Source organism: Streptomyces sp. NPDC036764 (assembly GCF_055609385.1).
In genome coordinates this window covers 584,858-606,978 of sequence record NZ_JBVJPT010000002.1, presented here as the reverse complement: position 1 = coordinate 606,978, position 22,121 = coordinate 584,858, and the positions used below count along the sequence as shown (strand labels likewise).

The window sequence follows — 22,121 nt, the reverse complement described above, 5'->3', positions numbered from 1 at the left end:
TGTCTCTTCTCTTTACGCCCGGATCCGGCACGCCCCTGCGCCCGTCCCGCCACCGCCCGGACCTTGGCCGATCTTCGCCCTCGCACCCTCGAACGCGGATACGGCGGGGCGCGAACCCGGCGAACGCGGGCAGAGATCCCCGCGCTGACCAGCCGCCACCGTGCTCGACAAGGAGCCGCCTGTGAAGGCCAGTACGTCCCACCCCGCCGAACCCCCGGCCACCCTCGCACCGCGCCGCATGCTCCTGGGGTACGGCGTGTTCGTCGGGATACCCGTCGGCGTGACGGCGCTGATCCTCGCCTCGGTCGGCTACGCCGGCCCCGCCGGCCACGCCCCCGCCGACTCCGGCGCCGTGCCCCTGTACCGGATTCTCGGCGCCCTCGCCCTGGTGACCGCCTGCGCCGCATGGGCCGGCGCCGTGGCCCGGCGGATCGGACAGCCGCGCGTGGTCGGGGAGATCGCCGTCGCGCTGCTGCTCGGCCCCTCGGTGTTCGGCGCGCTCTTACCGGACGCCCAGCGCCGGCTGCTGCCTCCCGAGGTGTTCCCGTTCCTCAACACGCTGGGCCAACTCGGCGTCACCCTCTTCATGTTCACCGTGGGACGCGAACTGTCGCTGACCGCGCTGCGCCGCGACGGTCTGTCCGCATCGACACTTATCGGCCATTCCGGCATCGCCATCCCGTTTCTGACCGGTGTGCTCGTCGCCCTGGCCCTGCCGGACTCCTACCGGCCCGACGGTGTGGGCGCCGTGCCGTTCGTGCTCTTCATGGGGCTGAGCCTGAGCATCACGGCCGTACCCGTGCTGGCCCGGCTGCTCGCCGACGAGGGCAGGCTGAACACCCGGCTCGGCACCCTTGCGATGGCCTCGGCGAGCGTCGCCGACGTGACGGCCTGGTGCCTGCTGGCCCTTGTCCTGGCGATCGCGAGCGGTGGTTCGCTGACGGCCGCGGCCGTCACGGTCGGCTGGGTCGTCCTGTTCGGCCTCGTCGTGTGGTGCGTGCTGCGTCCGCTGCTCGTGCGCCTGCTCGGCGCGCAGCGCCCCGACGGTCCGATGGCCGCGGCCCGCACGGCCTCCATCGTCCTGGTGACCGTCCTGCTGTGCGCGCTCGCCACCGAACAGATCGGTGTGCACGCGCTGTTCGGAGCCGTGGCCGCCGGCCTCGCCATGCCGCGCACGGAGGCGGTGGAGCAGATCGCCTGGCGGGTGGAGGGACTGACAAGCTGGATGCTGCTGCCCTCGTTCTTCATGGCCGTGGGCCTCAGCACCCGCCTCGGCGCGGTGCACGGGGTCACCGGCTGGCTCATCTGCCTGGCCGTTCTGGCCGTGGCGGCGGCGTCCAAGTTCGTCGGCACGGTGGTGCCCGCCCGCCTGCTGCGCTTCTCCTGGCGGGAGTCGGCGCAGCTCGGCGCGATGATGAACTGCCGGGGCCTGACCGAACTCATCATCCTCAACACGGGACTCGCGGCCGGCCTGCTGTCGCCCGCGCTGTTCGCCATGCTCGTGGTCATGGCGCTGGCAACCACCGCCATGACGGGACCACTGCTGCGGCTCATGGACGACTGACCCCGCGTGCGACGGGGGACCCGCGCGCCGGGCGTGCTCTCGGGTTCCCTGTTCGGGGGAGTTGCCGCGCACGGGGACCGGGCAGCCAGGCACCGTGATCACAGTTCTGAACGCGCACGAACGCGCCCTGCCCGCACCCCTGGAAGCCGTCGGCGCCCTGATCGACACCCTGGGCGGCGCGGAGGACCGGCTGTGGCCGCCCGACTGGCCGCCGGTGCGCTTCGACGGACCGCTGGCCGTCGGGGTGTCCGGCGGCCACGGCCCGGTGCGCTATGTGGTGAGCCACTATGTGCCGGGCTACTGGGTGCGCTTCCGGTTCACCGGACCGCGCGGATTCGACGGCTTCCACGAGTTCGGCGTCGAACCCCTCGACGACGGGCGCACCGTGCTGCGCAACACCCTGGTCCTGCGCCCGCGCGGCGTGCGCTGGCTGGTCTGGCTCCTGGTCGTCCGACCGCTGCACGACGCGGCGTTCCGGCACAGCCTGGACTGCGCCGAGCGCGCGCTGACCGGGCAGGTGGCGTGCCCTGTGCAGTGGGGTTGGTACGTCAGGCTGCTGCGCGCCGCGACCGTCCGCCCGATGCCTCGGCCGGCCGGCCGGCGCGGATCAGGGGCGGCGGGGCCCTGACCGTAACAGCGGGAGAACGAACGATGTCCGCGTGCAGGAAGGACGGATCGCCGTGAGTTTCCCGCAACCCGAGATCCCCGGCATCAACACCGACGACGTCGCCACCGACCTCGCCGAGGCACCGCACCGGCTGGCCGGACTCGGCCAGGCCGCCGTCGCCGGCGTCGTCGCCACCGTCGACGTCGAGGCGGGGGAGGACGACTGGGACCTGCCCCTGACCGAGGAGCATCCGCGCCCGGTGGTGCTCGTGCACGGCACGTTCGGCAACCGCGGCTACACCTGGACCGAGGCCACCGCGCTGCTGCGGCGGGCCGGACATCGCGTCTTCCGCCTCGACTACGGGCAGCACCTGCACCCCGTGCTCTTCGGGCTCGGCGACATCAGGGCATCGGCCGGGCAGCTCGGCCGGTTCGTCGACGAGGTACTGCACCGCACCGGGGCCGCGCAGGTGGACCTCGTCGGCTTCTCGCAGGGCGGCATGATGCCGCGCTACTACCTCAAGGCCCTCGGCGGCGCCCCCAAGGTGCACAACTTCGTCGGCATCGCCCCCAGCAACCACGGCGTCACCGCCCAGGGCCTGATGAACCTCGCGCGTCAGATCCCGGGCGCCAGGGAACTCGTCGAGCAGGGCGCCGTGGGCGCCGTCGTCCCGGCCTGGCCGCAGCTCCAGCACGACCACGCCTTCCAGCGTGAATTCGCCGCCCTCGGCGAGACCGCGGAGGGCGTCCGGCACACGGTGATCGCGACGCGCCACGACGACGTGGTCACGCCGTACACCTCCTGCGCGCTCGCCGAGACCGAGCGCTGCCACGTCAGGAACGTGGTCCTCCAGGACCTCGACCCCGACGACCACACGGCGCACGTCGCCATGCCCTACAACCCGACCGTCCTGAAGGTGGTCCTCGAAGCGCTGGCCGAGTGACGGTATGCCGCCTTCAGCGGCTGCCGTCGAGCAACACCCGGGCGACCAGGGCCGGATCGTCGCTCATCGGCACATGGCCGCAGCCGGGCAGGCGCACCAGCCGGGCCCGGGGGATGATCCGCTTCGCCCGGACGCCCTGCCGGGGCACCAGGATGCGGTCCTTGCTGCCCCATGCCACGGTGACCGGAATCCCCGACACGTCATCGGTGAACTGCACCTCCCTGCCGGAGCGGAGGGTCTCGAAGAAGCCTTCCGCGCGGGCCAGCCCGACCGTCTCGGCGACCACGGACTCGGGCGAACGGCGGCCGGGGCGGGCGTAGATGGTGCTCGTCAGGGTGGCGCGGCCGGCCGCCGAGCGGGACAGCCACTCGACGAGGGGCAGCGGCATGCGCTCGGCGGTCCGCCGCATCCCCGTCAGGACGGTGAAGGCGTACTGCCGCTCCCACTGCGACCAGAACCCGGCCGGGGACAGGGCCGTGACGGAGCGCGCGAGATTCGCGCGGCCCAGGTCCAGGGCGAGCAGTCCGCCCAGCGAGTTGCCCGCGACATGCGGCCGGTCCAGCTCCAGGGCCTCGCACAGAGCTCTGAGCACGACGCTCATCGACGCGAGGTCGTGTCCCAGGCCGTCCGGCAGCGCGGGGGACTCACCGCACCCGGGCAGATCAACGGCTATCACGTCACGCTCGCCGTCGAGGACGGGTATCACCGGGTCCCACACCTGACGGTGGTGGCCGATGCCGTGCAGCAGGAGCAGCGGTTCGCCGGTGCCCACGCGCGCGTAGGAGACGGTCATGCTCTGCGGGCCGTGCGGGGTGGGGACTTTGAAGGAGACGGTGGCGGACATGCTGCTCCTCGGCGGGGCTCACGGGCTGGCGTCGTGTAGACAGCCTGTCAGCAATTGCTACCGACGGGTAGACCCCGGGAGCGAGCCTTGCCGGCCGCGCCGATTTCGCCTGGACACGGCCCGTCGGGTGGGCTGGGATGGTGCCGTGACCACCGGAACCGAGACCGACGTCTTCGAAGAGCACCGTCCCGTCCTTCTGGGTGTCGCCTACCGCATGCTCGGCCGCGTGGCCGACGCGGAGGACGTCGTGCAGGAGGCCTGGCTGCGCTGGTCCGGCGCCGACCGGTCCGAGGTGCGCGAGCCGCGCGCCTATCTGGTGCGCGTCACCACCCGCCTCGCCATCGACCGGCTGCGCCAGGTCAAGGCGCGCGGCGAGACCTACACCGGGCCCTGGCTGCCGGAGCCGTACGTCACCGACTTCGGGGACACCGTCCCGGACACCGCCGAGCGCGCCGTCCTCGCCGACTCCGTCTCGCTCGCCGTCCTCGTCGTCCTGGAGTCGCTGTCACCGCTGGAGCGGGCGGTGTTCGTGCTCAGGGAGGCCTTCGGCTACCCGTACGGCGAGATCGCCGTCATGCTCGACCGCGGCGAGGCGGCGGTACGTCAACTGGCCGGACGTGCCCGCAAGCACGTCGACGAGCGGCGCCCGCGCTACGAGGTCGACCCCACCCAGCGACGCGATCTCACCGAGCGATTCCTGGCCGCCGCCGCGGAGGGCGACCTGGAGGGGCTCATGTCGCTGCTGGCCCCGGACGTCCGGCTGGTCGGCGACAGCGGCGGCAAGGCGAAGGCGCCGCTGCGGGTCCTGGAGACGGCCGACCACGTGGGCCGCTTCATCGTGGGCGCGGCACGCAAGGGCGCCGACGAACTGTCCTGGCGCTTCCTGGAGATCAACGGCGGCGTCGCGGTGCTGGCCCTGTCCGGCGGCAAGCCCGACTCCGTCTTCCAACTGGATGTGCTGGACGGCCGTGTCCAGGCCGTCTACATCATCCGCAACCCCGACAAGCTGCGGTCGTTGGCCTCCTCCTAGAGCGCACCGGCCGGCCCGGCCGGAGAGCCCCCTCGATGCGACGGGGGCTTTGCCGTCATGTAACAAATGCCGTTCTGTACGAACGTGCCGTGAACGTTCCCGGGCGTCACGCGCATGTGTGCACATGGGATGCAGGATTGGTATTGACCAAGGGTGGGGGTCGCCCTATGGTCGCAGATAAGTGCAACAACCTTTAATAAACAAGGGCGCTAAAACGCCGCCGGGCCACGGCGATTGCGGAGGACAGGGTGGGGACCACGCAACTGGAATCGGTGCCGGAACCGAAGTACTGGCATCTGAGGACCGTGCTCAGTGAGGCACTGGACTCGGAGTTCTCCGTGGGCGAGATCCTGCCCAACGAGCGCGACCTGGCGGCCCGCTTCGGTGTCGCCCGGGCAACGCTCCGCCAAGCCCTCGAACAGCTCGAACTGGAAGGCCGGCTCCAGCGCCGCCGCGGTGTCGGTACGACCGTCGCGCCGCCGCGCGTGGGCGTGGCCGTCGGCACCGAGCAGCACGCCTGGCCGGGTGTGGCCGGGGACGTCTGGCAGACCACGGACTGCGCGCTGGTCCTGCCGCCCGCCTCGGTGGCCGACGCCCTGGAGAGCGGCCGGGACGAGCCCGTACACATCGTGCGCCGCTCGCGCGTGACGCACGGCCAGCCCGTCGCCGCCGAGCTGCTCCACATCCCGCAGTCGTCGGTGCCCGACCTCTCCGGCATCGACGCCCCGTCCGGGGCGGCACGCGCACGTGCCGTGCTGCGCGAGCTGCACCGTCTGGAGCTTGAGGGCCAGGACAGCGCCGTCGAGCTGGGCTCGGCCCGTGCGGACGACGCCAAGGCGCTGGACCGGCTCCCGGGGGCGCCCGTCCTCGTCGTGACGACGCGCTACATCGCCGAGGGCCGCACCGCCGCGCTCTCCGTCGCCACTTATCGCGCTGACACCTGCCGGCTGACCTTCGGCGACTCCGGCGGCGTGGAGATCCACGAGGACCCGGAGCGCCGCGCATCCTGACCGCCGCACCGACCCGCACGTCCCGCGCGCCCCGGATCATGTCCGGGGCGCGTTGCTGTCACCGGTATGCGATGGCTACGAGCGCGGGCACAGCGAGGACTGGATCGGCGACGGGCCGTGTGCGAGCGGGGCGGGGCGACGCCCGCATGTAGGCGTGGCCGGGAGGGCCGGTCAGCGGCGGCCCGTCAGCGTGCCCCCACGGGGCAAGTCTGCGCCGCCTTGTCCGTGTGCCCGGGTGGGTCGGCCGGGGCTGTGCCGCCAGCGGGCCGAGGGGGGCGCCGGTTGCGTCGATGGCCCGAGTGGGCCGGTCAGCGGCGGCCCGTCACCGTGGCCTCTACCGCGAAGAGCTGTTCCTCCACGTGGTCGAGGGCGAGCCGTAGTGCGCCTGTCGCGACGGCCGCCTCGCCGAGAAGGGAGAGGGCGACGTTCGGCGGGCGCAGGCAGTAGCGGGACAGTTCGCGCCGCAGGGGCTCCAGTACGCCGTCGAGTCCGGCGGCCCAGCCGCCGACGACGACCAGCTCGGGGTCGAGGGCGAGGACGAGTGCGGCCACGTCGTGGACGAGGCGCTGGATGAAGCGGTCGACGGCCGCGAGGGCCTGCTGGTCGCCCTTGCGGGCCTGGGCGAAGACCTCCGCGACGGCGTGCTCGTCGAGGGGGCGCAGCGGTTCGTCCGTGGTCGACAGCAGGGTCTCCGGCGTCACCTCGCGGCCCAGCAGATGCAGCGCGCCGATCTCACCGGCCGCCCCGCCGTACCCCCGGTGCAACTGCCCGGCGATCAGGGAACCCGCACCCGGGCTCAGCCCGGCCAGCACCATCACCACGTCGTCGGACTCGGTGGCGGAGCCCTTCCAGTGCTCGGCGACCGCCGCCGCGTTCGCGTCGTTCTCCACCAGGACCGGGCACTTGAAGGACCTGCTCAGCCGCTCGCCGAGCCGCAGCCCCGTCCACTCCGGCAGCGCGGCGCCGAGCCGCACGGTGCCGTCCGCGTCCACGATGCCCGGCGTCGCGACCCCCACGGCCCGCAGCGAACCACGGGCGACACCGGCCCGGCGCAGCAGCTCGGCCACCGCCGTGCGCACCCGCTCCAGCCGCTCGTCGGCCGGAGCCGTCTCGTCCACATCCTTGGCGATGGAGCCGAGAACCCGGCCGTCCAGGTCGGCGAGGAGCGCGGCGACCCGGTGCGCGCCTATCTCCACGCCCAGCAGATGACCCGCCTCAGCCCGGAACCGGAACCGCCGAGCGGGCCGGCCCTGACGCCGTACGACACTCTCGTCCGCCGCCTTCTCGACGACGTACCCCGCCTCGATGAGCCCCTCGACGACGCCCTCGACGGTCGGCCGGGACAGTCCGGTCACCCGGGTGATCTCCGTCAGCGTGGCGGCGTCCGTGGCACGCAGCGCGTGCAGCACCACCGCGGAGTTGATCCTTCGCAGCAGCGAGGGATCCCCGCCGGATAGCTGCCCCAACGTCCGTCCTCCCAGCTCGTGCGCGTGTTGGGCGGATGCTACTCGCCGGTGCGAACCCCGGCGAGTGGTGGGCGGGAACGACCTGGCCCCGACGTCCGCAACCACCCGATCCGTGGCCCCGCCCTCGGTCGGGGTCACCCCGGCGCCACGAACCCCGACTCGTACGCCGTGATCACCGCCTGCGTGCGGTCGCGTGCCCCCAGTTTCGCCAGGACGCCGCTCACATGCGACTTCACCGTCTCCGTCCCGACCACGAGCCGGGTGGCGATCTCCGCGTTCGACAGGCCGCGCGCCATCAGCCGCAGAACCTCGGCCTCCCGCTCGGTCAGCCGGGCCCGCTCCAGCAGCGCACGCGCCCCGCGGTTCCCGCCGTCGTCGCCGTACCGAGCGGCGAGTTGCCGCACGGAGGACGGGAACAGCAGCGACTCGCCCTCGGCGACCAGCCGCACCGCGTGCACGATCTCGGCCGGCCGGGCCCGCTTCAGCAGGAACCCGTCGGCACCGGCCCGCAGCGCCTCGTACACGTACTCGTCGTTCTCGAAGGTGGTGACGACGAGGATCTTCGGCGGCTCGTCGACCGTCCGCAGCACCGCGCGCGTGGCCTCGATCCCGTCCAGCAGCGGCATGCGTACGTCCATGGCCACGACGTCGGGCCGCAGTTGCCGCACCAGTGGAATCACCGCGGCCCCGTCCGCCGCCTCCCCGACGACCTCGATGTCGGGCTGCGCCTCCAATACCGCCCGCAGACCCGCGCGTACCAGGGGTTCGTCGTCGACGAGGAGAACGGTGACCGGCATCCGGTCAGCCTAGATCAACTCACGGGTAGCTCCACATGTACCTGCCAGTCACCGTCGGCGGGACCGGTCAGCGCGTGTCCGCCCAGCAGGGCCGCGCGCTCGCGTATGCCACGCAGGCCGCTGCCCCTGCCGGGCCCGGGTATGTCGGCGGTCAGCGCATTGCGGACGTCGAGGGTGAGCGTGCCTTCGGCGACCGCGATACACACGCGTGCCGGGACGGAACCCGCGTGGCGCAGCACGTTCGTCAGCGACTCCTGGAGGATGCGATAGCCCTCCCGGGAGACCGGTCCCGGCACGGAGTCCAAGGGCCCCGTCATCTCGACGTCGACCTTGGTGCCGGACGCCCGCGCGGACTCCAGCAGACGGTCGGCGTCCATGAGCGTCGGCCGGCTGCTGACCGGCCGCTCCGACTCCCGCAGCACGCCGAGGACCCGCTCAAGGTCCTCCAGGGCGGCCCTGCCCGTCTCCTCGATGGCGCCCAGGGCCCGGTCGGTGAAGGCGGGATCACCGGCCGCGCGGGCCGCGCCCGCCTGTACGACCGCCACGGTCAGGGCATGGCCGATGGAGTCGTGCAGCTCGCGGGCGATACGCGTGCGTTCCAGGAGTTGCTCGGTGCGCTCCTCCAGAGCGGCGAGGCGCTCGGCCGGGGACGGGCCCAGCAGCCGCAGCGCGAGTGCGGTGACGAGACGGCCCGAGGCGACCACCGTCACCGCGAGGGCGACCAGCGCCACGGGCACGAGCAGGACGTGCCACCAGGCGTGCCCGTGGAGCACGAACAGCCCGCCCTCCGCGTCGTCCCCGCCGAACGGCGCAACCGCCAAGTCCACGATGGCGAAGAGCAGTTGAGCGGTGAGGGTCGCGGCCGCGTAGCCGAGCACCAGCCGCGCCTCCAGCCAAACGACGAGCCGTCCCCGCTCGCCCCAGGAGGCGGACGGCGCGACGACGATGTCGGTGCTCCGCTCGTCGTGCCGGTGACCGGTCAGCAGCAGCCTGGCCTGGAGCCCCTCCACGGTCCGCATCGCGGGCACCAGGGCGAGCAGCACACCGGCCGCCAACCAAGTCCACCATTCCTCCCGGATGAACAGCAGCATGCTCGGCCACACGACGCCGATGAACAGATGCAGCAGTCGTGTGTACGTCACCGCCCGGCCGAACGGGCGCAGCAAGCGGACCATTTCGTCATCGTGCCAGCCACCACTGACAACGGACCTCCCCCGCACGGGGGAGACGATCTCCACCGGCGGGGGAGGGCCCCGACCCTGTCCTACGGCCAGGCTGCTGCCATGACCAGCATCGAAGTCCAAGCCCTCACCAAGGAGTACGGCAACCGGCGAGCCGTGGACGACCTCTCCTTCACCGTCCTCCCCGGCCGGGTCACCGGCTTCCTCGGCCCCAACGGTGCCGGGAAGTCCACCACCATGCGACTCGTGCTCGGCCTCGACCGGCCGACCGCAGGCACCGCCACCATCGGCGGCCGGCCCTACGCGACCCTGAGCGAACCCCTGCGCCACGTGGGCGCGTTGCTCGACGCTCAGGCGGCACACGGCTCGCGCACCGGCCGCGACCATCTGCGAGTCCTGGCGGCGAGCAACCGCATCCCGGGCCGCCGGGTCGACGAGGTGCTGCAGGAGACGGGGCTGGCGTCGGTGGCCCGTCGCCGGGTGAAGACGTACTCCCTTGGCATGCGCCAGCGGCTCGGCATCGCGGCGGCTCTCCTCGGCGATCCCGAGGTCGTCATGCTCGACGAGCCGTCCAACGGCCTCGACCCGGAGGGCATCATCTGGATCCGCGGCCTGCTGCGCCGCCTCGCGAAGGAAGGGCGCACGGTGCTGGTCTCCAGCCACCTCATGAACGAGACCGCGTCCTTCGCCGACCACCTGGTGGTCCTCGGCCGCGGGCGCCTGCTGGCGGACACCCCGATGCGGGAATTCATCCACGCACGCGTGGAGCCCCGCGTCCGCGTCCGCACCGCTGACGCCGCCGCGCTCAGGACGGCGCTCGACCGGCACGGGCACGACGCCGTCCAGCACGAGGACGGGCACTGGACCGTGCGTCACGCACGCGTGGACGACATCGGCCGGCTCGCCTCGGAGGCGGGCGTGCCGCTCCTCGAACTCGCCGCCGAGGAAGCCACCTTGGAGCAGGCATACCTCGATCTGACGGCCACCGAGACCGAGTTCACCGCACAGCCCCAGGAGGCCTGAACCATGGCATTCGCGCCCGTACTCCACGCCGAATGGCTCAAGATCCGTACGCTCCGCTCACTGCCGGGGGCGCTGCTGGCACTGTTCGCCGTGACCACGGCGTTCTCTGCCCTGGCCGGCGCCGACGGGAGCTCCGACCCCGATTTCGATCCCCTCTTCAGCTCGCTGTCGGGGGTGCTGCCCGGCCAGATCGCCGCCGTCTCGTTCGGTGCGATGGCAATGTCGTCGGAGTACCAAGGGGGCGCGCTCCGGCTGACGCTCGCCGCGGTGCCGCAGCGCGGGCGGTGGTTCGCCGCCAAGGCGACGGCCATCGCCGTACCGGCCCTGCTCGTCGGACTGGTCACCGCCCTCGCGGCGCTCGTCGTCGCCCGCGCGGGACTCGGCACGGCGGCGAGCGGACTCACCGCGGCCCAGCAGGTGCGCGGGGTCCTGGGCTGCGGGGTCTACCTCATGCTCATGTCCCTGTTCGCGGCCGGCCTCACCGCCGTGCTGCGCAGCGGAGTGGCCACGCTGTCCGTTCTGATCCCGTTCATCCTCGTGGTGTCCTTCGTCGTCGGCGACGCAGCGGGCACCGTGGCCGACTACCTGCCCGACAAGGCCGGCCAGATCGTCCTGCACCAGACCCACGACGGCACCCTCGGACCCTGGTCGGGCCTGACGGTGACCGCCCTTTGGACCGCGGCGGCCCTGCTGGTTGGGCTCTGGAGCGTGCGACGCCGGGACGCCTGACAGCACGCCGATTGTCAGTGGGGCCGGGTTCACCGGCCCTCATGACTCGAGCCCTGGGCCCAGCTCAGCCGCGCCCCGTTCTCAGGCCTCGGCCGCCGCCCGCAACCGCCCGTACTCCTCCGCCATCGTCGCCGCCGTCCAATGCGCGTTCAGCCCGCTCGGGTTCGGCAGGACCCATACGCGCGTGTCCCCGATCGTCCGCGTCTGCGGCCCGACCTGGGCCTTGCGGTCGTCGAAAGCCGCCCGGTAAGCGGTGATCCCCACGACGGCGAGCCAACGCGGCCGCAGCCGCCGCACCTTCGTGGCGAGGAGCCGCCCGCCCTCCCGGTACTCGTCCGCGCGCAGCTCGTCGGCCCGTGCGGTCGCCCGCGCGACGACGTTCGTGATGCCGAGCCCGTACGAGAGCAACTCCTCCTGCTCCGACGGCTTCAAGAGCCTCGGTGTGAAGCCGGACAGATGCAGCACCGGCCAGAAGCGGTTGCCGGGCCGGGCGAAGTGATGGCCGGTCGCGGCCGTCATCAGACCGGGGTTGATCCCGCAGAACAGCACGTGGAGGCCGTCCGTGACGACGTCGGGGACGAGTCGGTCACGGGCGGCCGCCAACTGCTCCGGCGTGCAGCGGGTCATACGGGGACCGAGGTCAGAGGATGGCCCCGGGCGTGTAACCGGCGGCCTCCGGGCGCTGCTTCACAATCTCCTCGATCCGGGCGACCACGACGCCGACCTGGTCGGCGGCGGCGCCGGTGAAGGACAGCTTGTCGGCCATCAGCGCGTCCAGCCCGGCACGGTCGAGCGGGATGCGCTCGTCGGCGGCCAGTTTGTCGAGCAGTTCGTTGCGCTCGGCACCCTGCTCGCGCATCGCCAGCGCCGAGGCGACGGCGTTCTCCTTGATCGCCTCGTGCGCGACCTCACGGCCGACGCCCGCGCGCACCGCGCCCATCAGCACCTTGGTGGTGGCGAGGAACGGAAGGTAGCGGTCCAGTTCACGCGCCACGACCGCCGGGAACGCACCGAACTCGTCCAGCACCGTCAAGAACGTCTCCAGCAGGCCGTCCAGCGCGAAGAACGCGTCCGGCAGTGCGACCCGGCGCACCACCGAGCAGGACACGTCGCCCTCGTTCCACTGGTCGCCCGCCAGCTCGCCGGTCATCGAGGCGTAGCCGCGCAGGATGACCATCAGGCCGTTCACACGCTCGCAGGAGCGGGTGTTCATCTTGTGCGGCATCGCGGACGAGCCGACCTGGCCCGGCTTGAAGCCCTCGGTCACCAGCTCGTGCCCGGCCATCAGCCGGATCGTCTTGGCAAGCGAGGACGGCGCCGCCGCGAGCTGCACCAGCGCGGTGACGACCTCGTAGTCCAGCGAGCGCGGGTAGACCTGGCCGACCGAGGTGAACGCCTGCGAGAAGCCAAGGTGCGCGGCGATCCGCTGCTCCAGCTCCGCCAGCTTCGCCGCGTCGCCGCCGAGCAGGTCGAGCATGTCCTGCGCCGTGCCGACCGGGCCCTTGATGCCGCGCAGCGGGTAGCGGGCAAGGAGCTCCTCGACCCGGCCGTACGCGACGAGCAGCTCGTCGGCGGCGGTCGCGAACCGCTTGCCCAGCGTCGTGGCCTGCGCGGCCACGTTGTGCGAGCGGCCGGCCATGACCAGCTCGCCGTACTCACCGGCCAGCTTGCCCAGACGCGCCAGCACGGCCACCGTACGGTCCCGCACCAGCTCCAGCGAGAGCCGGACCTGGAGCTGCTCGACGTTCTCCGTGAGGTCGCGGGACGTCATGCCCTTGTGCACGTGCTCGTGCCCGGCGAGGTCGTTGAACTCCTCGATCCGCGCCTTCACGTCGTGCCGCGTGACCTTCTCGCGCTCGGCGATCGAGGCCAGGTCGACGGTGTCAAGGACGCGCTCGTAGTCGGCGATCGCCGCGTCCGGCACCTCGATGCCGAGGTCCTTCTGGGCCCGCAGTACGGCGAGCCAGAGCCGGCGCTCGAGCTTCACCTTCTCCTCGGGGGACCAGAGCGTGGCGAGCTCGGTGGAGGCGTAGCGTCCGGCGAGGACGTTCGGGATGCGGGGCTTGGCGGGCGCAGAAGTCACGTGAACGGAGTTTACCCGGCGTCCTGAGGGCCCCGGTCGGCGCCGCCGGACGGAGCGGCCCAGGTCAGCGGTGCTTCGTGTGCCGCCCTGCCGCCGGTCGGCGAGACGGACGGTATCGGCGCGGGCGATCGGGTGAATTCCCCGGCCGTCGACGCGTCCCGGTTTCCTGGGGCCTCCACATTTCGTTCATAGTCTGCAAGTCGTGGCGAGTTTGAGCGCGCGGCATCCCGACTCCTGCGACGACCTAGCCAATCCCGGCAATCGATGCCATCGCGTCAATGACCGACGTCGGCTTCCCCATTTCGCCTGAGAGAAAGAAAACGAGAATGCGACAGGCTCTGACCAGGGGATTGATCGTGGCCGCCGCCGCGACAAGCGCCCTGTCCCTGTACGGCACATGCGCGTCCGCGGCCCCACGCGTGCAGGGCGCCGTGGTGAACTCGGCCGCCGCGCTTCCGGGCCATTCGGATCCCTGGGACTCGGACGGGCTGAACGAGCAGTTGGACGAGAAAATCGGCAAGATGCACGAGCAATTCGGCGAGGCGCACGAGAAAGTCCAGGAGGTGAAGGACAAGCTCGACAACCTGAATGTGCCGCGGCCCACTTCCAGCGAGACCACCTCGGGATATGGCAACTCCGGCTACGGCTACGAGAAGCCGAGCACCCAGGGCTACGGCTACGAGAAGCCGAGCGACCACGGTTACGGCTACGGCAGCGACAAGCCGACCGGCTACGGCTCCGACAAGCCCAGTGACCACGGCTACGGCCACGACAAGCCGAGCGACCACGGCTATGGCTACGGCTCCGAGAAGCCTCGTGACCACGGGTACGGCTACGAGAAGCCGAGCGACCACGGTTACGGCTACGGCAGCGACAAGCCCAGTGACCACGGCTACGGCCACGACAAGCCGAGCGACCACGGCTATGGCTACGGCTCCGAGAAGCCTCGTGACCACGGCTACGGCCACGACAAGCCGGGCGACCACGGTTACGGCTACGGCAGCGAGAAGCCGAGCGACCACGGTTACGGCTACGGCTCCGACAAGCCCAGTGACCACGGCTATGGCTACGGCTCCGAGAAGCCTCGTGACCACGGCTACGGCCACGACAAGCCGGGCGACCACGGCTACGGGCACGACGACGACCACGGCTACGGGCACGACGACGACTGCGGCTACGGCCATGGCTACGGCTGCGACTCGCCCACGCCCAAGCCGACCAAGCCGGGGAAGCCGCACCACCCCCACATGCCCGACACCGGCGTCGGTGCCGAGACCATCATCGGCGGCGTTGCCGCCAGTGGGGCGCTGCTGGTCGCCGGAACCGTCCTGTACCGGCGCAGCCGGGCCGCGTCCCGTCAGTCGTAGTGCACGGGGCGCCGGAGTACGGCCCGCAGCGGTCGTGCGGTCCGGCGCCCTCGGGCAGGCGTAGGTCCGGTATCCAGCGGGCCTACGCCGCCGGCCCCTCGTAGGGCAGCAGCTCGGGACGCTTCGCCGGCCGTCCGTCCCCGGAGGACCGTCCCGTCAGCCGTCGGCCTATCCACGGCAGCAGGTGCTGACGCGCGAACCGCGCGTCAGTGACCCGCCGGCTGACCCAGCCAGGCGGCGCCGTGGCCGGCATCGGCGTGCGCCACTCGGTGTCCTCGGGGTCGTAGCCGAGCCCCTGCCACACGGCCTCGGCGACCCGGCGATGGCCCTCGGCCGACAGATGCAGCCGGTCCACGTCCCAGAGGCGGGGGTCGCTGAGCGAGGCGGCGCCGTACAGGTCGACGACGACCGCGCCGTGCCGCTCGGCCAGCGCGTCGACGCAGGTGAACAGCTCCTCCATGCGCGGCCGGAACCGCTCCAGGACCGGGCCCTGGCGCCCCGGGCTGCGCATCAGGACCAGTTGCCGGCACGCCGGGGCGAGCTTCTCCACGGCCTCCTCCAGCAGGCCGCGCACCCGCCCCATGTCGCACTTGGGCCGCAGGGTGTCGTTGAGCCCCCCGACGAGGGTGATCACATCGGCGCCCATCCCGGCGGCCACGTCGACCTGTTCCTCGACGATCTGCCCGATCAGCTTCCCGCGCACCGCGAGGTTGGCGTACCGGAAGCCGGGCGTGCGGGCGGCCATCCGCCCGGCGAGGAGGTCGGCCCAGCCTCGGTAGGAGCCGTCGGGGAGCAGGTCCGACATGCCCTCGGTGAAGGAGTCGCCGACCGCGACCAGGCTGCTGTATGTGGGGTTCGTCTGCATGGCGACAGAAATGGTATCCCGGCTCCATACCCGTCGGTCGGTCGGGCATGGAGGCGGGAACACCACCGACTCGGTCCCGCTGTCAGGCCCGCTGCCCGAACAGCTTCCGGAGCACGTCCTCCATGGTCACCAGCCCGGACAGGAGCCCGTCGCTGCCCAGTACGGCCGCCACATGCGTCCGGCTGCCGCGCATCGCGGTCAGCACGTCGTCCAGGGGCGTGCTCTCCCGCACCCGGGCGATGGGCCGCATGTCCGCCACCTGGAACGGGACGTCGCGCGGGGAGGCGTCCAGCGCGTCCTTCACATGCAGGTAGCCGACGATCCGGCGGCCGTCGTCGACGACCGGGAAGCGGGAGAATCCCGACTCGGCCGACAGCCGCTCCAGTTCCTCCGGTGTGACGCCCACGCGCGCGTAGACGACGCGTTCCAGCGGGAGGACCACGTCACGCACGGGCCTGCGGCCCAGTTCCAGGGCGTCGTGCAGCCGCTCCCGCGCGCGCTCGTCGATGAGGCCCGCCTCGCCGGAGTCGCGCACCAGCCGTGCCAGTTCGGCGTCCGAGAAGGTCGCCGTGACCTCGTCCTTGGTCTCGACGCGCAGCAGCTTCAGCAGGGCGTTGGCGAAGGCGTTGATGGTGAAGATCACCGGCCGTAGCGCCCGGGCCAGCGTGACCAGCGGCGGACCGAGCGCCAGGGCGCTGCGCACCGGCTCGGCCAGCGCGATGTTCTTCGGCACCATCTCGCCGAGCAGCATGTGCAGATAGGTGGCCAGTGCCAGGGCGATCGCGAAGGAGATCGCGCGCCCGGCGCCCTCCGGCAGGCCCACCGCGTGGAACACGGGCTCCAGCAGATGCTCGATGGCCGGTTCGGCGACCACACCGAGGACCAGCGTGCACAGCGTGATGCCGAGCTGCGCGGCCGCCATCAGCGCGGACACGTGCTGCAAACCCCACAGCACGCTCTTGGCGCGCCGGTCGCCCTGCTCGGCGTACGGCTCGATCTGCGAGCGGCGCACGGAGATCAGCGCGAACTCGGCGCCCACGAAGAAGGCGTTGACGACCAGCGTCAGAAAGCCGATGAATAGCTGTACGGCGGTCACCACCCGCCCTCCTTCTCGCTCTGCTCGCTCTCGGCCGTGCCGTCGAGCGGCGCGTGCAGCAGCACCCGTGCGGCCCTGCGCCCGGCGGCGTCCACGACGTCAAGCCGCCAGCCGGCGACCTCGACCCGGTCACCCACGGCGGGGATACGGCCGAGTTCGCTGGCGACGAGACCGGCCAGGGTCTCGTACGGCCCATGGGGGGCTCTGAGGCCCACGCGCGCGAGCTGGTCCACCCGGGCGGATCCGTCGGCCGAGAACAGGGCCCGGCCCTCGTCGTCGCTGCCCGCCGGGGCGAGGTCGGGCGTCTCGTGCGGGTCGTGTTCGTCCCGGACCTCGCCGACGACCTCCTCGACGATGTCCTCAAGGGTGGCCACACCGGCCGTGCCGCCGTACTCGTCGATGACGACGGCCATGGTGCGCTTGCCGGACAGCCGGTCGAGGAGCCGGTCGACGGTGAGCGTCTCGGGGACCAGGAGCGGCTCGCGCATCAGCTCGGAGACGGGGACGCGGGGCCTGCGCTCGGCAGGTACCGCGAGGATGTCCTTGATGTGGGCGGTGCCCACCACCGAGTCGAGGCCGCCGCGGTAGACGGGGAACCGGGACAGACCGGTCGCCCGGGTCGCGTTCGCCACGTCCTCGCAGGTCGCCTGGGCGTCGAGGGCGACGACCTGGACACGCGGGGTCATGACGTTCTCCGCGGTCAGGTCGGCCAGGTTCAGGGTCCGTACGAAGAGCTCGGCGGTGTCCGCCTCCAGGGCGCCCTCGCGGGCGGAGTGCCGGGCGAGGGCGGCCAGCTCCTGGGGGCCGCGGGCCGCCGCCAGCTCCTCGGTCGGCTCCACGCCGAAGCGGCGCACGATGCGGTTCGCCGTGTTGTTCAGATGCGAGATGAAGGGGCGGAAGACCGCGCTGAACCAGCGCTGGGCGTTCCCGACCCGCTTGGCCACGGCCAGCGGCGAGGAGATCGCCCAGTTCTTGGGCACCAGCTCGCCGACGACCATCAGCACGATGGTCGACAGGGCCGTGCCGATCACCAGCGCGACCGAGCTCGCGGTCGAGCGGGAGATCCCCATCGACTCCAGCGGGCCCGCGAGCAGCGAGGCGATCGACGGCTCGGCGAGCATGCCGACGACCAGGTTGGTGACGGTGATGCCGAGCTGTGCGCCGGAGAGCTGGAACGTCAGATTCCGTACGGCCTTCAGGGCGCCGGCGGCACCCCGCTCGCCGCGCTCCACGGCCCGCTCCAGCTCGCCGCGCTCGACGGTGGTCAGCGAGAACTCGGCCGCGACGAAGGCACCGCAGGCGAGCGACAGCAGGATCGCCACCAGAAGGAGGAGCACTTCGGTCATCGGGTCACCTCCGTCCCATGGTCGGACAGGGCGGGGAGGATCGCTCGATGTCTGCTACTGGGAGGCTCGCCCATGGGCGGACGCTCACACCTTTCATTGGGGGGACCGAAGTGGTTCACCAATAGTAAAGGACCGGCAAAGCAGTCAGTCCGTGAGCGGCTTCACCCACCGCCGCCAGTGTTCCTCGGGCGTGTACCCGGCTGCGCGCCAGGCATGATGCGCGGTCTCGTTCCGCTTGAGCACCATCGCGTCGCCCCGGCGACCGCCGAGCCGTACGAACCGCTCCTCCGCCGCTTCGAGCAGCGCCGCACCGATGCCCCGGCGGCGCCGCTCGGGGTGCACCGCCAGCCGGTACAGATGGCAGCGCCAGCCGTCGAAGCCCGCGATCACCGTGCCGACCAGTTCACCGTCCTGCTCGGCCAGGATCAGCGCCTCGGGGTCACGGGCGACCAGGCGTTCCACGCCGTCCCTGTCGTCGCTGATGCTGGTGCCCTCGGCTGCCGTCTTCCAGAAGGCCAGCACGGCGTCGAGGTCGTCGGCCGTCGCGGCCCGTATCCGCAGATCAGTCATGCCGCGATCCCATCACGGCCGGCGTGTCGCGGCGCCGGATTCCGGCATGCGGACGGCTACTTGCCGCGCAGCCTCTCGATCACCGGCGCGAACGCCTCCATGTACGGCTCCAGGACGGTCAGATACGAGAACCCGTACCGCTCGCGCCGGTCCAGCACCTGCGCGGTGATCTGCTCCAGGGTGCCGATCAGGAGGATGGGCAGGGCCAGCGCCTGATCGAGGGTCAGCTCCGGGACCCGGTCCAGGAGGGGCTGGACCACGGCCTCGCGGTCGTTCGTCACGGTCACCATCTGCAGGAGCAGATTCAGCTCGGCCGGCTCCGCGCGGCCCGCCGCGAAGCCGCGGTACCGGGCCACCCGCTCGTCGAGCCCCTCGGCCGTGACGGGGACCAGCCGCCCGGTCGAGCTCTTCGGGTCCGGGTACGCGCCCCCGAACGCCGCGATGTCGGCGTGCTCGGCGGTCAGCCGCAGGACCCGGTCGCCGTTGCCGCCGACCAGCAGCGGCACCCGTGGCCGCTGCGCCGGCCGGGGCTCGAACGACTCGGACCCCAGCAACCGGTCGAGCTCCTCGACGGTGCGCCGCAGATGGTCCACACGCTCGCCGGGAGTGCCGAAGGGCAGCCCCGCCGAGTCGTGCTCCGCCTGTACGTAACCCGCGCCCAGCCCGAGTTCGAGGCGCCCGCCGGTCAGGGCGTCGGTCGTGGCCACCTCGCGGGCGAGCAGCGCCGGGTTCCACAGGCCCGCGTTGAGCACGAACGTGCCCAGGCGCGGCCGTTCGGTCGCTTCCGCCGCCGCGACCAGGGCCGGGAACGGCGCGGGCATGCCCAGGTGGTCGGGGACCAGGATGACGTCGTAGCCGAGATGCTCGGCCCGGCGGCATTTGGCCCGCCACTCGGCGGCCGGGGCGGGGGTCATCAGGTTGACGCCGAAGCGGAACGGACGCGGGCTCACCGGGTGCGACGCGAACAGGGGTTGCGACATGAACTCTCCTCACTTGCGCGGGACTTGAGTACCTGCCGCGATTTCATCACTCGTGCGCGATGGCAGCCAGCACATTCATGCGTGATGCACGCAACGCGGGCAGCAGCGCCGCCACGACCCCCACGACGGCCGAGCCGATCACCACCGCGACGAGCGTGCCCCACGGGATCGCCAGCGCCGTCATGCCCTGCAGCGCCAGCACCTGCTGGGTGCACACGCCCCACACCAGCCCCAGCGCGAGCCCCAGGACCGCGCCGAACACCGCGATCACGACCGACTCCAGCCTGATCATCCGGCGGAGCTGCCGCCGGGCCAGCCCGATGGCCCGCAGCAGCCCGATCTCCCGGGTGCGCTCCACCACCGACAGGGCTAGCGTGTTGACGACCCCGAGCACCGCGATGATGATCGCGAGCCCGAGCAGGGCGTACACGAGGTACAGCAGCACGGCGATCTGGTCGTGCACCAGGTCCTTGTAGTCGGCGATGTCGCGGACCTGCACCTGCGGGTACGGGTCGAGCGTCTTCTCCAGGCCGGCCCGCAGGTCGTCGGCGCTCGTGCCGGAGGCGGCGTTGACGTACACGGCCGCGTCCTGCCCGCCCGGCGCGTACTTCTGGAGGGTGGCCAGGCCGAAGTAGATCCCGCCTTGGCTGCCGAACCCGTCGGCGGACTCCTGGTCGGTGAGGGCGCCCACCGTCAGCTCGGCCGTGCGACCGCCCTGGAACTCGACGGGGACGGTGCTGCCGACGCGTACGCCGTGGTCCTCGGCGAAGTCCTTGTCCATGGCGAGGCGTCCGTCCGCGAGCGCGGCCGCGGAGTCGCCCTGCGCGTAGGTGATGTTGGCGACCTTGTCGAGCTGCGGTTCGTAGGCCGCGGCGGTCGTCTTCACGCGGTCGCCGTCCGGGAGGCGTACGGCGATCGTCGTGAACTGCGAGCGGACGACGAGCCCCACTCCCTCGGTGTCGCGGATCCGTTCGGTGATCTCGCGCGGGAACGGCACGAAGTTGCCGTTCTGCACCACGAAGTCGGCGCCCAGCGTCTTGTCGATCTGCTGGTCGAACGACTTGGTCATCGAGGCGCTGGCCACCGACATTCCGCCGACCAGCGCGAGGCCCACCATCAGGGCGGCCGCGGTGGCGCCGGTGCGGCGGGGATTGCGCAGGGCGTTGCGCTGGCTCATCCGGCCGATCGAGCCGAACAGCGCGGGGAAGGACCCGCCCAGGACCCGGATCACGGGCCGGACGAGCAGCGGTCCCGCGATCACGGTCGCGATCAGCGTCAGCAGCACGCCGAGGCCCAGCAGCGACGCCGCCGACGATGTCTTCGACGCCACGGCACAGCCCACCAGGGCCGCCGTGCCGGCCGCCCCGATCACCGTGCCCAGGATCGCGCGCAGCCGCAGCGGCCGCCCGATCTCGGCGATCTCCGCGTCCGCGAGGGCCGCCATCGGCGAGACGCCCGCCGCGCGCCGGGCCGGGAGGTACGCCGCCACGAAGGTGACGCCCAGGCCGACCACGTACGCGGTCACCGGCGTGCCCCAGCCGATGACCATCTCGTCCGTCCGGATGTTCATGCCCATCAGACCCATCAGCTCGATGAGTCCGACGGCCAGCCCGATACCGGCCGCGAGGCCCGCCGTCGAGCCGACCAGACCGAGCAGCAGCGCCTCGGTGAGCACCGAGCGCCGCACCTGGCGCCGGTCCGCGCCGAGGGCCCGCAGCAGGCCCAGCTCACGGGTGCGCTGGGCGATCAGCATGGCGAAGGTGTTGACGATCAGGAACACGCCGACGAGGACCGCGACCCCGGCGAAGCCGAGCATGACGTACTTGATGATGTCGAGGAATCCGCCGAGCTGCTCGACGTCCGACTCGGCCTGCTCGTCGGCGGTGCGCAGCTCGTAGGCGCCGCTGTCGCCGCCGAGCGCGTCGGCCACGCGCCGCTTGAGCTCGGCGTCGGTGACGCCGTCGGCCGCGTCGAGCGAGATGCCGGTGGCGCCCTTCGGGTCGCCGATCAGCTTTGTCTGCGCGGTCGGGGTGTCGAAGAAGACCAGCGCGGCACCGGGGTTGGTGGTGGTGAAGGTGACGATGCCGACGACCTCGACCGGGAAGGAGCCCTCCTGCCCGATGACCGTCAGCCGGTCGCCGATCCGCACGTCCTTGTCGTCGGCGGTGTCCGCGTCGATCATCACCTGCCGGTCGCCCTTCGGGGCATGACCGGAGGTGAGCTCGACGGGGCTGCGTTCGGTCGGGTTCCAGGCGGTGCCGATCGTGGGGGCGCCCGTGGTCGGGCCCACCGACTCGCGGTCCTTGTCGGCGACGGTGATGCCCTCCACGTCCACGTCCGCGCGGGCCGCAGCGACGCCCGGGACCCTCGCGAGGCGGTCGGCGAGCGAGGCCGGCAGGGTCAGCGTCTGTCCTGAGGGGATCGTCTCGTCGAAGGTCTCCTTCGGGGTGACCGTGACATCGGCGGCGGTCGAGGCGAAGAGCCGGTCGAAGGTACGGCTGACGGTGTCCGAGAAGATCAGGCTGCCCGCGACGAAGGCCACGGAGAGGATCACCGCCAGGGCGGACAGCAGCAGCCGTCCCTTGTGCGCGAGGAAGCTCCTGAGCGTCGCCTTGAGCAC

The 22,121-nt window shown here is 71.9% G+C and carries 20 protein-coding genes; 8 read left to right on the top strand and 12 right to left on the bottom strand.

The window, feature by feature from the left end; translation table 11 throughout:
• Nucleotides 1-181: 181 nt before the first annotated feature.
• From ACZ69Q_RS14235 to ACZ69Q_RS14225, 3 genes are all read left to right on the top strand, one after another.
• Nucleotides 182-1,564 (top strand): cation:proton antiporter domain-containing protein, encoded by a 1,383-nt coding sequence (locus tag ACZ69Q_RS14235; protein WP_471041321.1) that lies wholly within the window; start codon nucleotides 182-184, stop codon nucleotides 1,562-1,564.
• A 97-nt stretch (nucleotides 1,565-1,661) separates the two neighbouring features.
• Complete coding sequence (locus ACZ69Q_RS14230) at nucleotides 1,662-2,192, top strand: SRPBCC family protein (protein ID WP_471041549.1); 531 nt, start codon at nucleotides 1,662-1,664, stop codon at nucleotides 2,190-2,192.
• Nucleotides 2,193-2,244: 52 nt separating this feature from the next.
• Nucleotides 2,245-3,114: an alpha/beta fold hydrolase gene (locus tag ACZ69Q_RS14225; protein ID WP_471041320.1), complete on the top strand. Its 870-nt coding sequence runs from the start codon at nucleotides 2,245-2,247 to the stop codon at nucleotides 3,112-3,114.
• Between the two features lie 13 nt (nucleotides 3,115-3,127).
• Here the strand turns inward: ACZ69Q_RS14225 and ACZ69Q_RS14220 are convergent, their stop codons facing one another.
• On the bottom strand, nucleotides 3,128-3,958 hold the full coding sequence (locus ACZ69Q_RS14220; RefSeq protein ID WP_471041318.1) for an alpha/beta fold hydrolase: 831 nt from the start codon (nucleotides 3,956-3,958) through the stop codon (nucleotides 3,128-3,130).
• Nucleotides 3,959-4,103: 145 nt separating this feature from the next.
• Here ACZ69Q_RS14220 and ACZ69Q_RS14215 point away from each other — a divergent pair, with 145 nt between their 5' ends.
• Nucleotides 4,104-4,988 carry an RNA polymerase sigma-70 factor gene (locus ACZ69Q_RS14215; RefSeq protein ID WP_471041317.1) on the top strand — a complete coding sequence of 295 codons (885 nt, stop codon included), beginning with the start codon at nucleotides 4,104-4,106 and terminating at the stop codon, nucleotides 4,986-4,988.
• Between the two features lie 248 nt (nucleotides 4,989-5,236).
• Nucleotides 5,237-5,998, top strand: a complete 762-nt coding sequence (locus ACZ69Q_RS14210; RefSeq protein ID WP_471041315.1) for a GntR family transcriptional regulator — start codon at nucleotides 5,237-5,239, stop codon at nucleotides 5,996-5,998.
• A 308-nt stretch (nucleotides 5,999-6,306) separates the two neighbouring features.
• Here the strand turns inward: ACZ69Q_RS14210 and ACZ69Q_RS14205 are convergent, their stop codons facing one another.
• From ACZ69Q_RS14205 to ACZ69Q_RS14195, 3 genes are all read right to left on the bottom strand, one after another.
• Nucleotides 6,307-7,464 carry an ROK family protein gene (locus tag ACZ69Q_RS14205; RefSeq protein ID WP_471041313.1) on the bottom strand — a complete coding sequence of 386 codons (1,158 nt, stop codon included), beginning with the start codon at nucleotides 7,462-7,464 and terminating at the stop codon, nucleotides 6,307-6,309.
• Nucleotides 7,465-7,598: 134 nt separating this feature from the next.
• Nucleotides 7,599-8,261, bottom strand: coding sequence for a response regulator transcription factor (locus ACZ69Q_RS14200; RefSeq protein WP_471041311.1), 663 nt, complete (start codon nucleotides 8,259-8,261; stop codon nucleotides 7,599-7,601).
• 14 nt (nucleotides 8,262-8,275) lie between these two features.
• A complete protein-coding gene (locus ACZ69Q_RS14195) occupies nucleotides 8,276-9,436 on the bottom strand; it encodes a sensor histidine kinase (protein ID WP_471041310.1) in 1,161 nt (386 codons plus the stop codon).
• A gap of 108 nt (nucleotides 9,437-9,544) precedes the next feature.
• Here ACZ69Q_RS14195 and ACZ69Q_RS14190 point away from each other — a divergent pair, with 108 nt between their 5' ends.
• Nucleotides 9,545-10,465, top strand: a complete 921-nt coding sequence (locus ACZ69Q_RS14190) for an ABC transporter ATP-binding protein (protein ID WP_471041308.1) — start codon at nucleotides 9,545-9,547, stop codon at nucleotides 10,463-10,465.
• A 3-nt stretch (nucleotides 10,466-10,468) separates the two neighbouring features.
• Nucleotides 10,469-11,194 carry an ABC transporter permease gene (locus ACZ69Q_RS14185; protein WP_471041306.1) on the top strand — a complete coding sequence of 242 codons (726 nt, stop codon included), beginning with the start codon at nucleotides 10,469-10,471 and terminating at the stop codon, nucleotides 11,192-11,194.
• Nucleotides 11,195-11,275: 81 nt separating this feature from the next.
• On the opposite strand, the gene mug is transcribed toward ACZ69Q_RS14185, so the two are convergent.
• Together mug and purB are read right to left on the bottom strand one after the other, a co-directional pair.
• Nucleotides 11,276-11,821, bottom strand: a complete 546-nt coding sequence (gene mug / locus ACZ69Q_RS14180) for a G/U mismatch-specific DNA glycosylase (protein WP_471041304.1) — start codon at nucleotides 11,819-11,821, stop codon at nucleotides 11,276-11,278.
• Between the two features lie 13 nt (nucleotides 11,822-11,834).
• Nucleotides 11,835-13,277: an adenylosuccinate lyase gene (gene purB, locus ACZ69Q_RS14175; protein WP_471041302.1), complete on the bottom strand. Its 1,443-nt coding sequence runs from the start codon at nucleotides 13,275-13,277 to the stop codon at nucleotides 11,835-11,837.
• A 326-nt stretch (nucleotides 13,278-13,603) separates the two neighbouring features.
• Between purB and ACZ69Q_RS14170 the strand changes: the two genes are divergently transcribed.
• Entirely contained in the window at nucleotides 13,604-14,644 is a 1,041-nt protein-coding gene (locus ACZ69Q_RS14170) for a hypothetical protein (RefSeq protein ID WP_471041300.1), read from the top strand.
• Nucleotides 14,645-14,726: 82 nt separating this feature from the next.
• Here ACZ69Q_RS14170 and ACZ69Q_RS14165 read toward each other — a convergent pair whose 3' ends face one another.
• The 6 genes from ACZ69Q_RS14165 to ACZ69Q_RS14140 all read right to left on the bottom strand — a co-directional run bounded on the left by ACZ69Q_RS14165 (nucleotide 14,727) and on the right by ACZ69Q_RS14140 (nucleotide 22,121).
• Nucleotides 14,727-15,509, bottom strand: a complete 783-nt coding sequence (locus ACZ69Q_RS14165) for an SGNH/GDSL hydrolase family protein (RefSeq protein WP_471041298.1) — start codon at nucleotides 15,507-15,509, stop codon at nucleotides 14,727-14,729.
• Between the two features lie 82 nt (nucleotides 15,510-15,591).
• Nucleotides 15,592-16,605, bottom strand: a complete 1,014-nt coding sequence (locus ACZ69Q_RS14160; protein WP_471041296.1) for a hemolysin family protein — start codon at nucleotides 16,603-16,605, stop codon at nucleotides 15,592-15,594.
• Nucleotides 16,602-17,951, bottom strand: coding sequence for a hemolysin family protein (locus ACZ69Q_RS14155; protein ID WP_471041294.1), 1,350 nt, complete (start codon nucleotides 17,949-17,951; stop codon nucleotides 16,602-16,604). The genes ACZ69Q_RS14160 and ACZ69Q_RS14155 overlap by 4 nt, the downstream gene beginning before the upstream one ends.
• 144 nt (nucleotides 17,952-18,095) lie before the next feature.
• Nucleotides 18,096-18,521, bottom strand: coding sequence for a GNAT family N-acetyltransferase (locus ACZ69Q_RS14150; RefSeq protein ID WP_471041292.1), 426 nt, complete (start codon nucleotides 18,519-18,521; stop codon nucleotides 18,096-18,098).
• Between the two features lie 56 nt (nucleotides 18,522-18,577).
• Nucleotides 18,578-19,501 (bottom strand): LLM class F420-dependent oxidoreductase, encoded by a 924-nt coding sequence (locus tag ACZ69Q_RS14145; RefSeq protein ID WP_471041291.1) that lies wholly within the window; start codon nucleotides 19,499-19,501, stop codon nucleotides 18,578-18,580.
• A 46-nt stretch (nucleotides 19,502-19,547) separates the two neighbouring features.
• The gene (locus ACZ69Q_RS14140; RefSeq protein WP_471041289.1) at nucleotides 19,548-22,121 is read right to left on the bottom strand and encodes an ABC transporter permease; all 2,574 of its coding nucleotides are present in this window, start codon (nucleotides 22,119-22,121) and stop codon (nucleotides 19,548-19,550) included.

Bases quoted from the DNA above. Each gene is read 5' to 3' on its own strand.
- ACZ69Q_RS14220 (WP_471041318.1), bottom strand. From the start codon at position 3,958: ATGTCCGCCACCGTCTCCTTCAAAGTCCCCACCCCGCACGGCCCGCAG.
- ACZ69Q_RS14200 (WP_471041311.1), bottom strand. From the start codon at position 8,261: ATGCCGGTCACCGTTCTCCTCGTCGACGACGAACCCCTGGTACGCGCG.
- ACZ69Q_RS14195 (WP_471041310.1), bottom strand. From the start codon at position 9,436: ATGGTCCGCTTGCTGCGCCCGTTCGGCCGGGCGGTGACGTACACACGA.
- ACZ69Q_RS14190 (WP_471041308.1), top strand. From the start codon at position 9,545: ATGACCAGCATCGAAGTCCAAGCCCTCACCAAGGAGTACGGCAACCGG.
- ACZ69Q_RS14185 (WP_471041306.1), top strand. From the start codon at position 10,469: ATGGCATTCGCGCCCGTACTCCACGCCGAATGGCTCAAGATCCGTACG.
- mug (WP_471041304.1), bottom strand. From the start codon at position 11,821: ATGACCCGCTGCACGCCGGAGCAGTTGGCGGCCGCCCGTGACCGACTC.
- ACZ69Q_RS14170 (WP_471041300.1), top strand. From the start codon at position 13,604: ATGCGACAGGCTCTGACCAGGGGATTGATCGTGGCCGCCGCCGCGACA.
- ACZ69Q_RS14165 (WP_471041298.1), bottom strand. From the start codon at position 15,509: ATGCAGACGAACCCCACATACAGCAGCCTGGTCGCGGTCGGCGACTCC.
- ACZ69Q_RS14155 (WP_471041294.1), bottom strand. From the start codon at position 17,951: ATGACCGAAGTGCTCCTCCTTCTGGTGGCGATCCTGCTGTCGCTCGCC.
- ACZ69Q_RS14150 (WP_471041292.1), bottom strand. From the start codon at position 18,521: ATGACTGATCTGCGGATACGGGCCGCGACGGCCGACGACCTCGACGCC.
- ACZ69Q_RS14145 (WP_471041291.1), bottom strand. From the start codon at position 19,501: ATGTCGCAACCCCTGTTCGCGTCGCACCCGGTGAGCCCGCGTCCGTTC.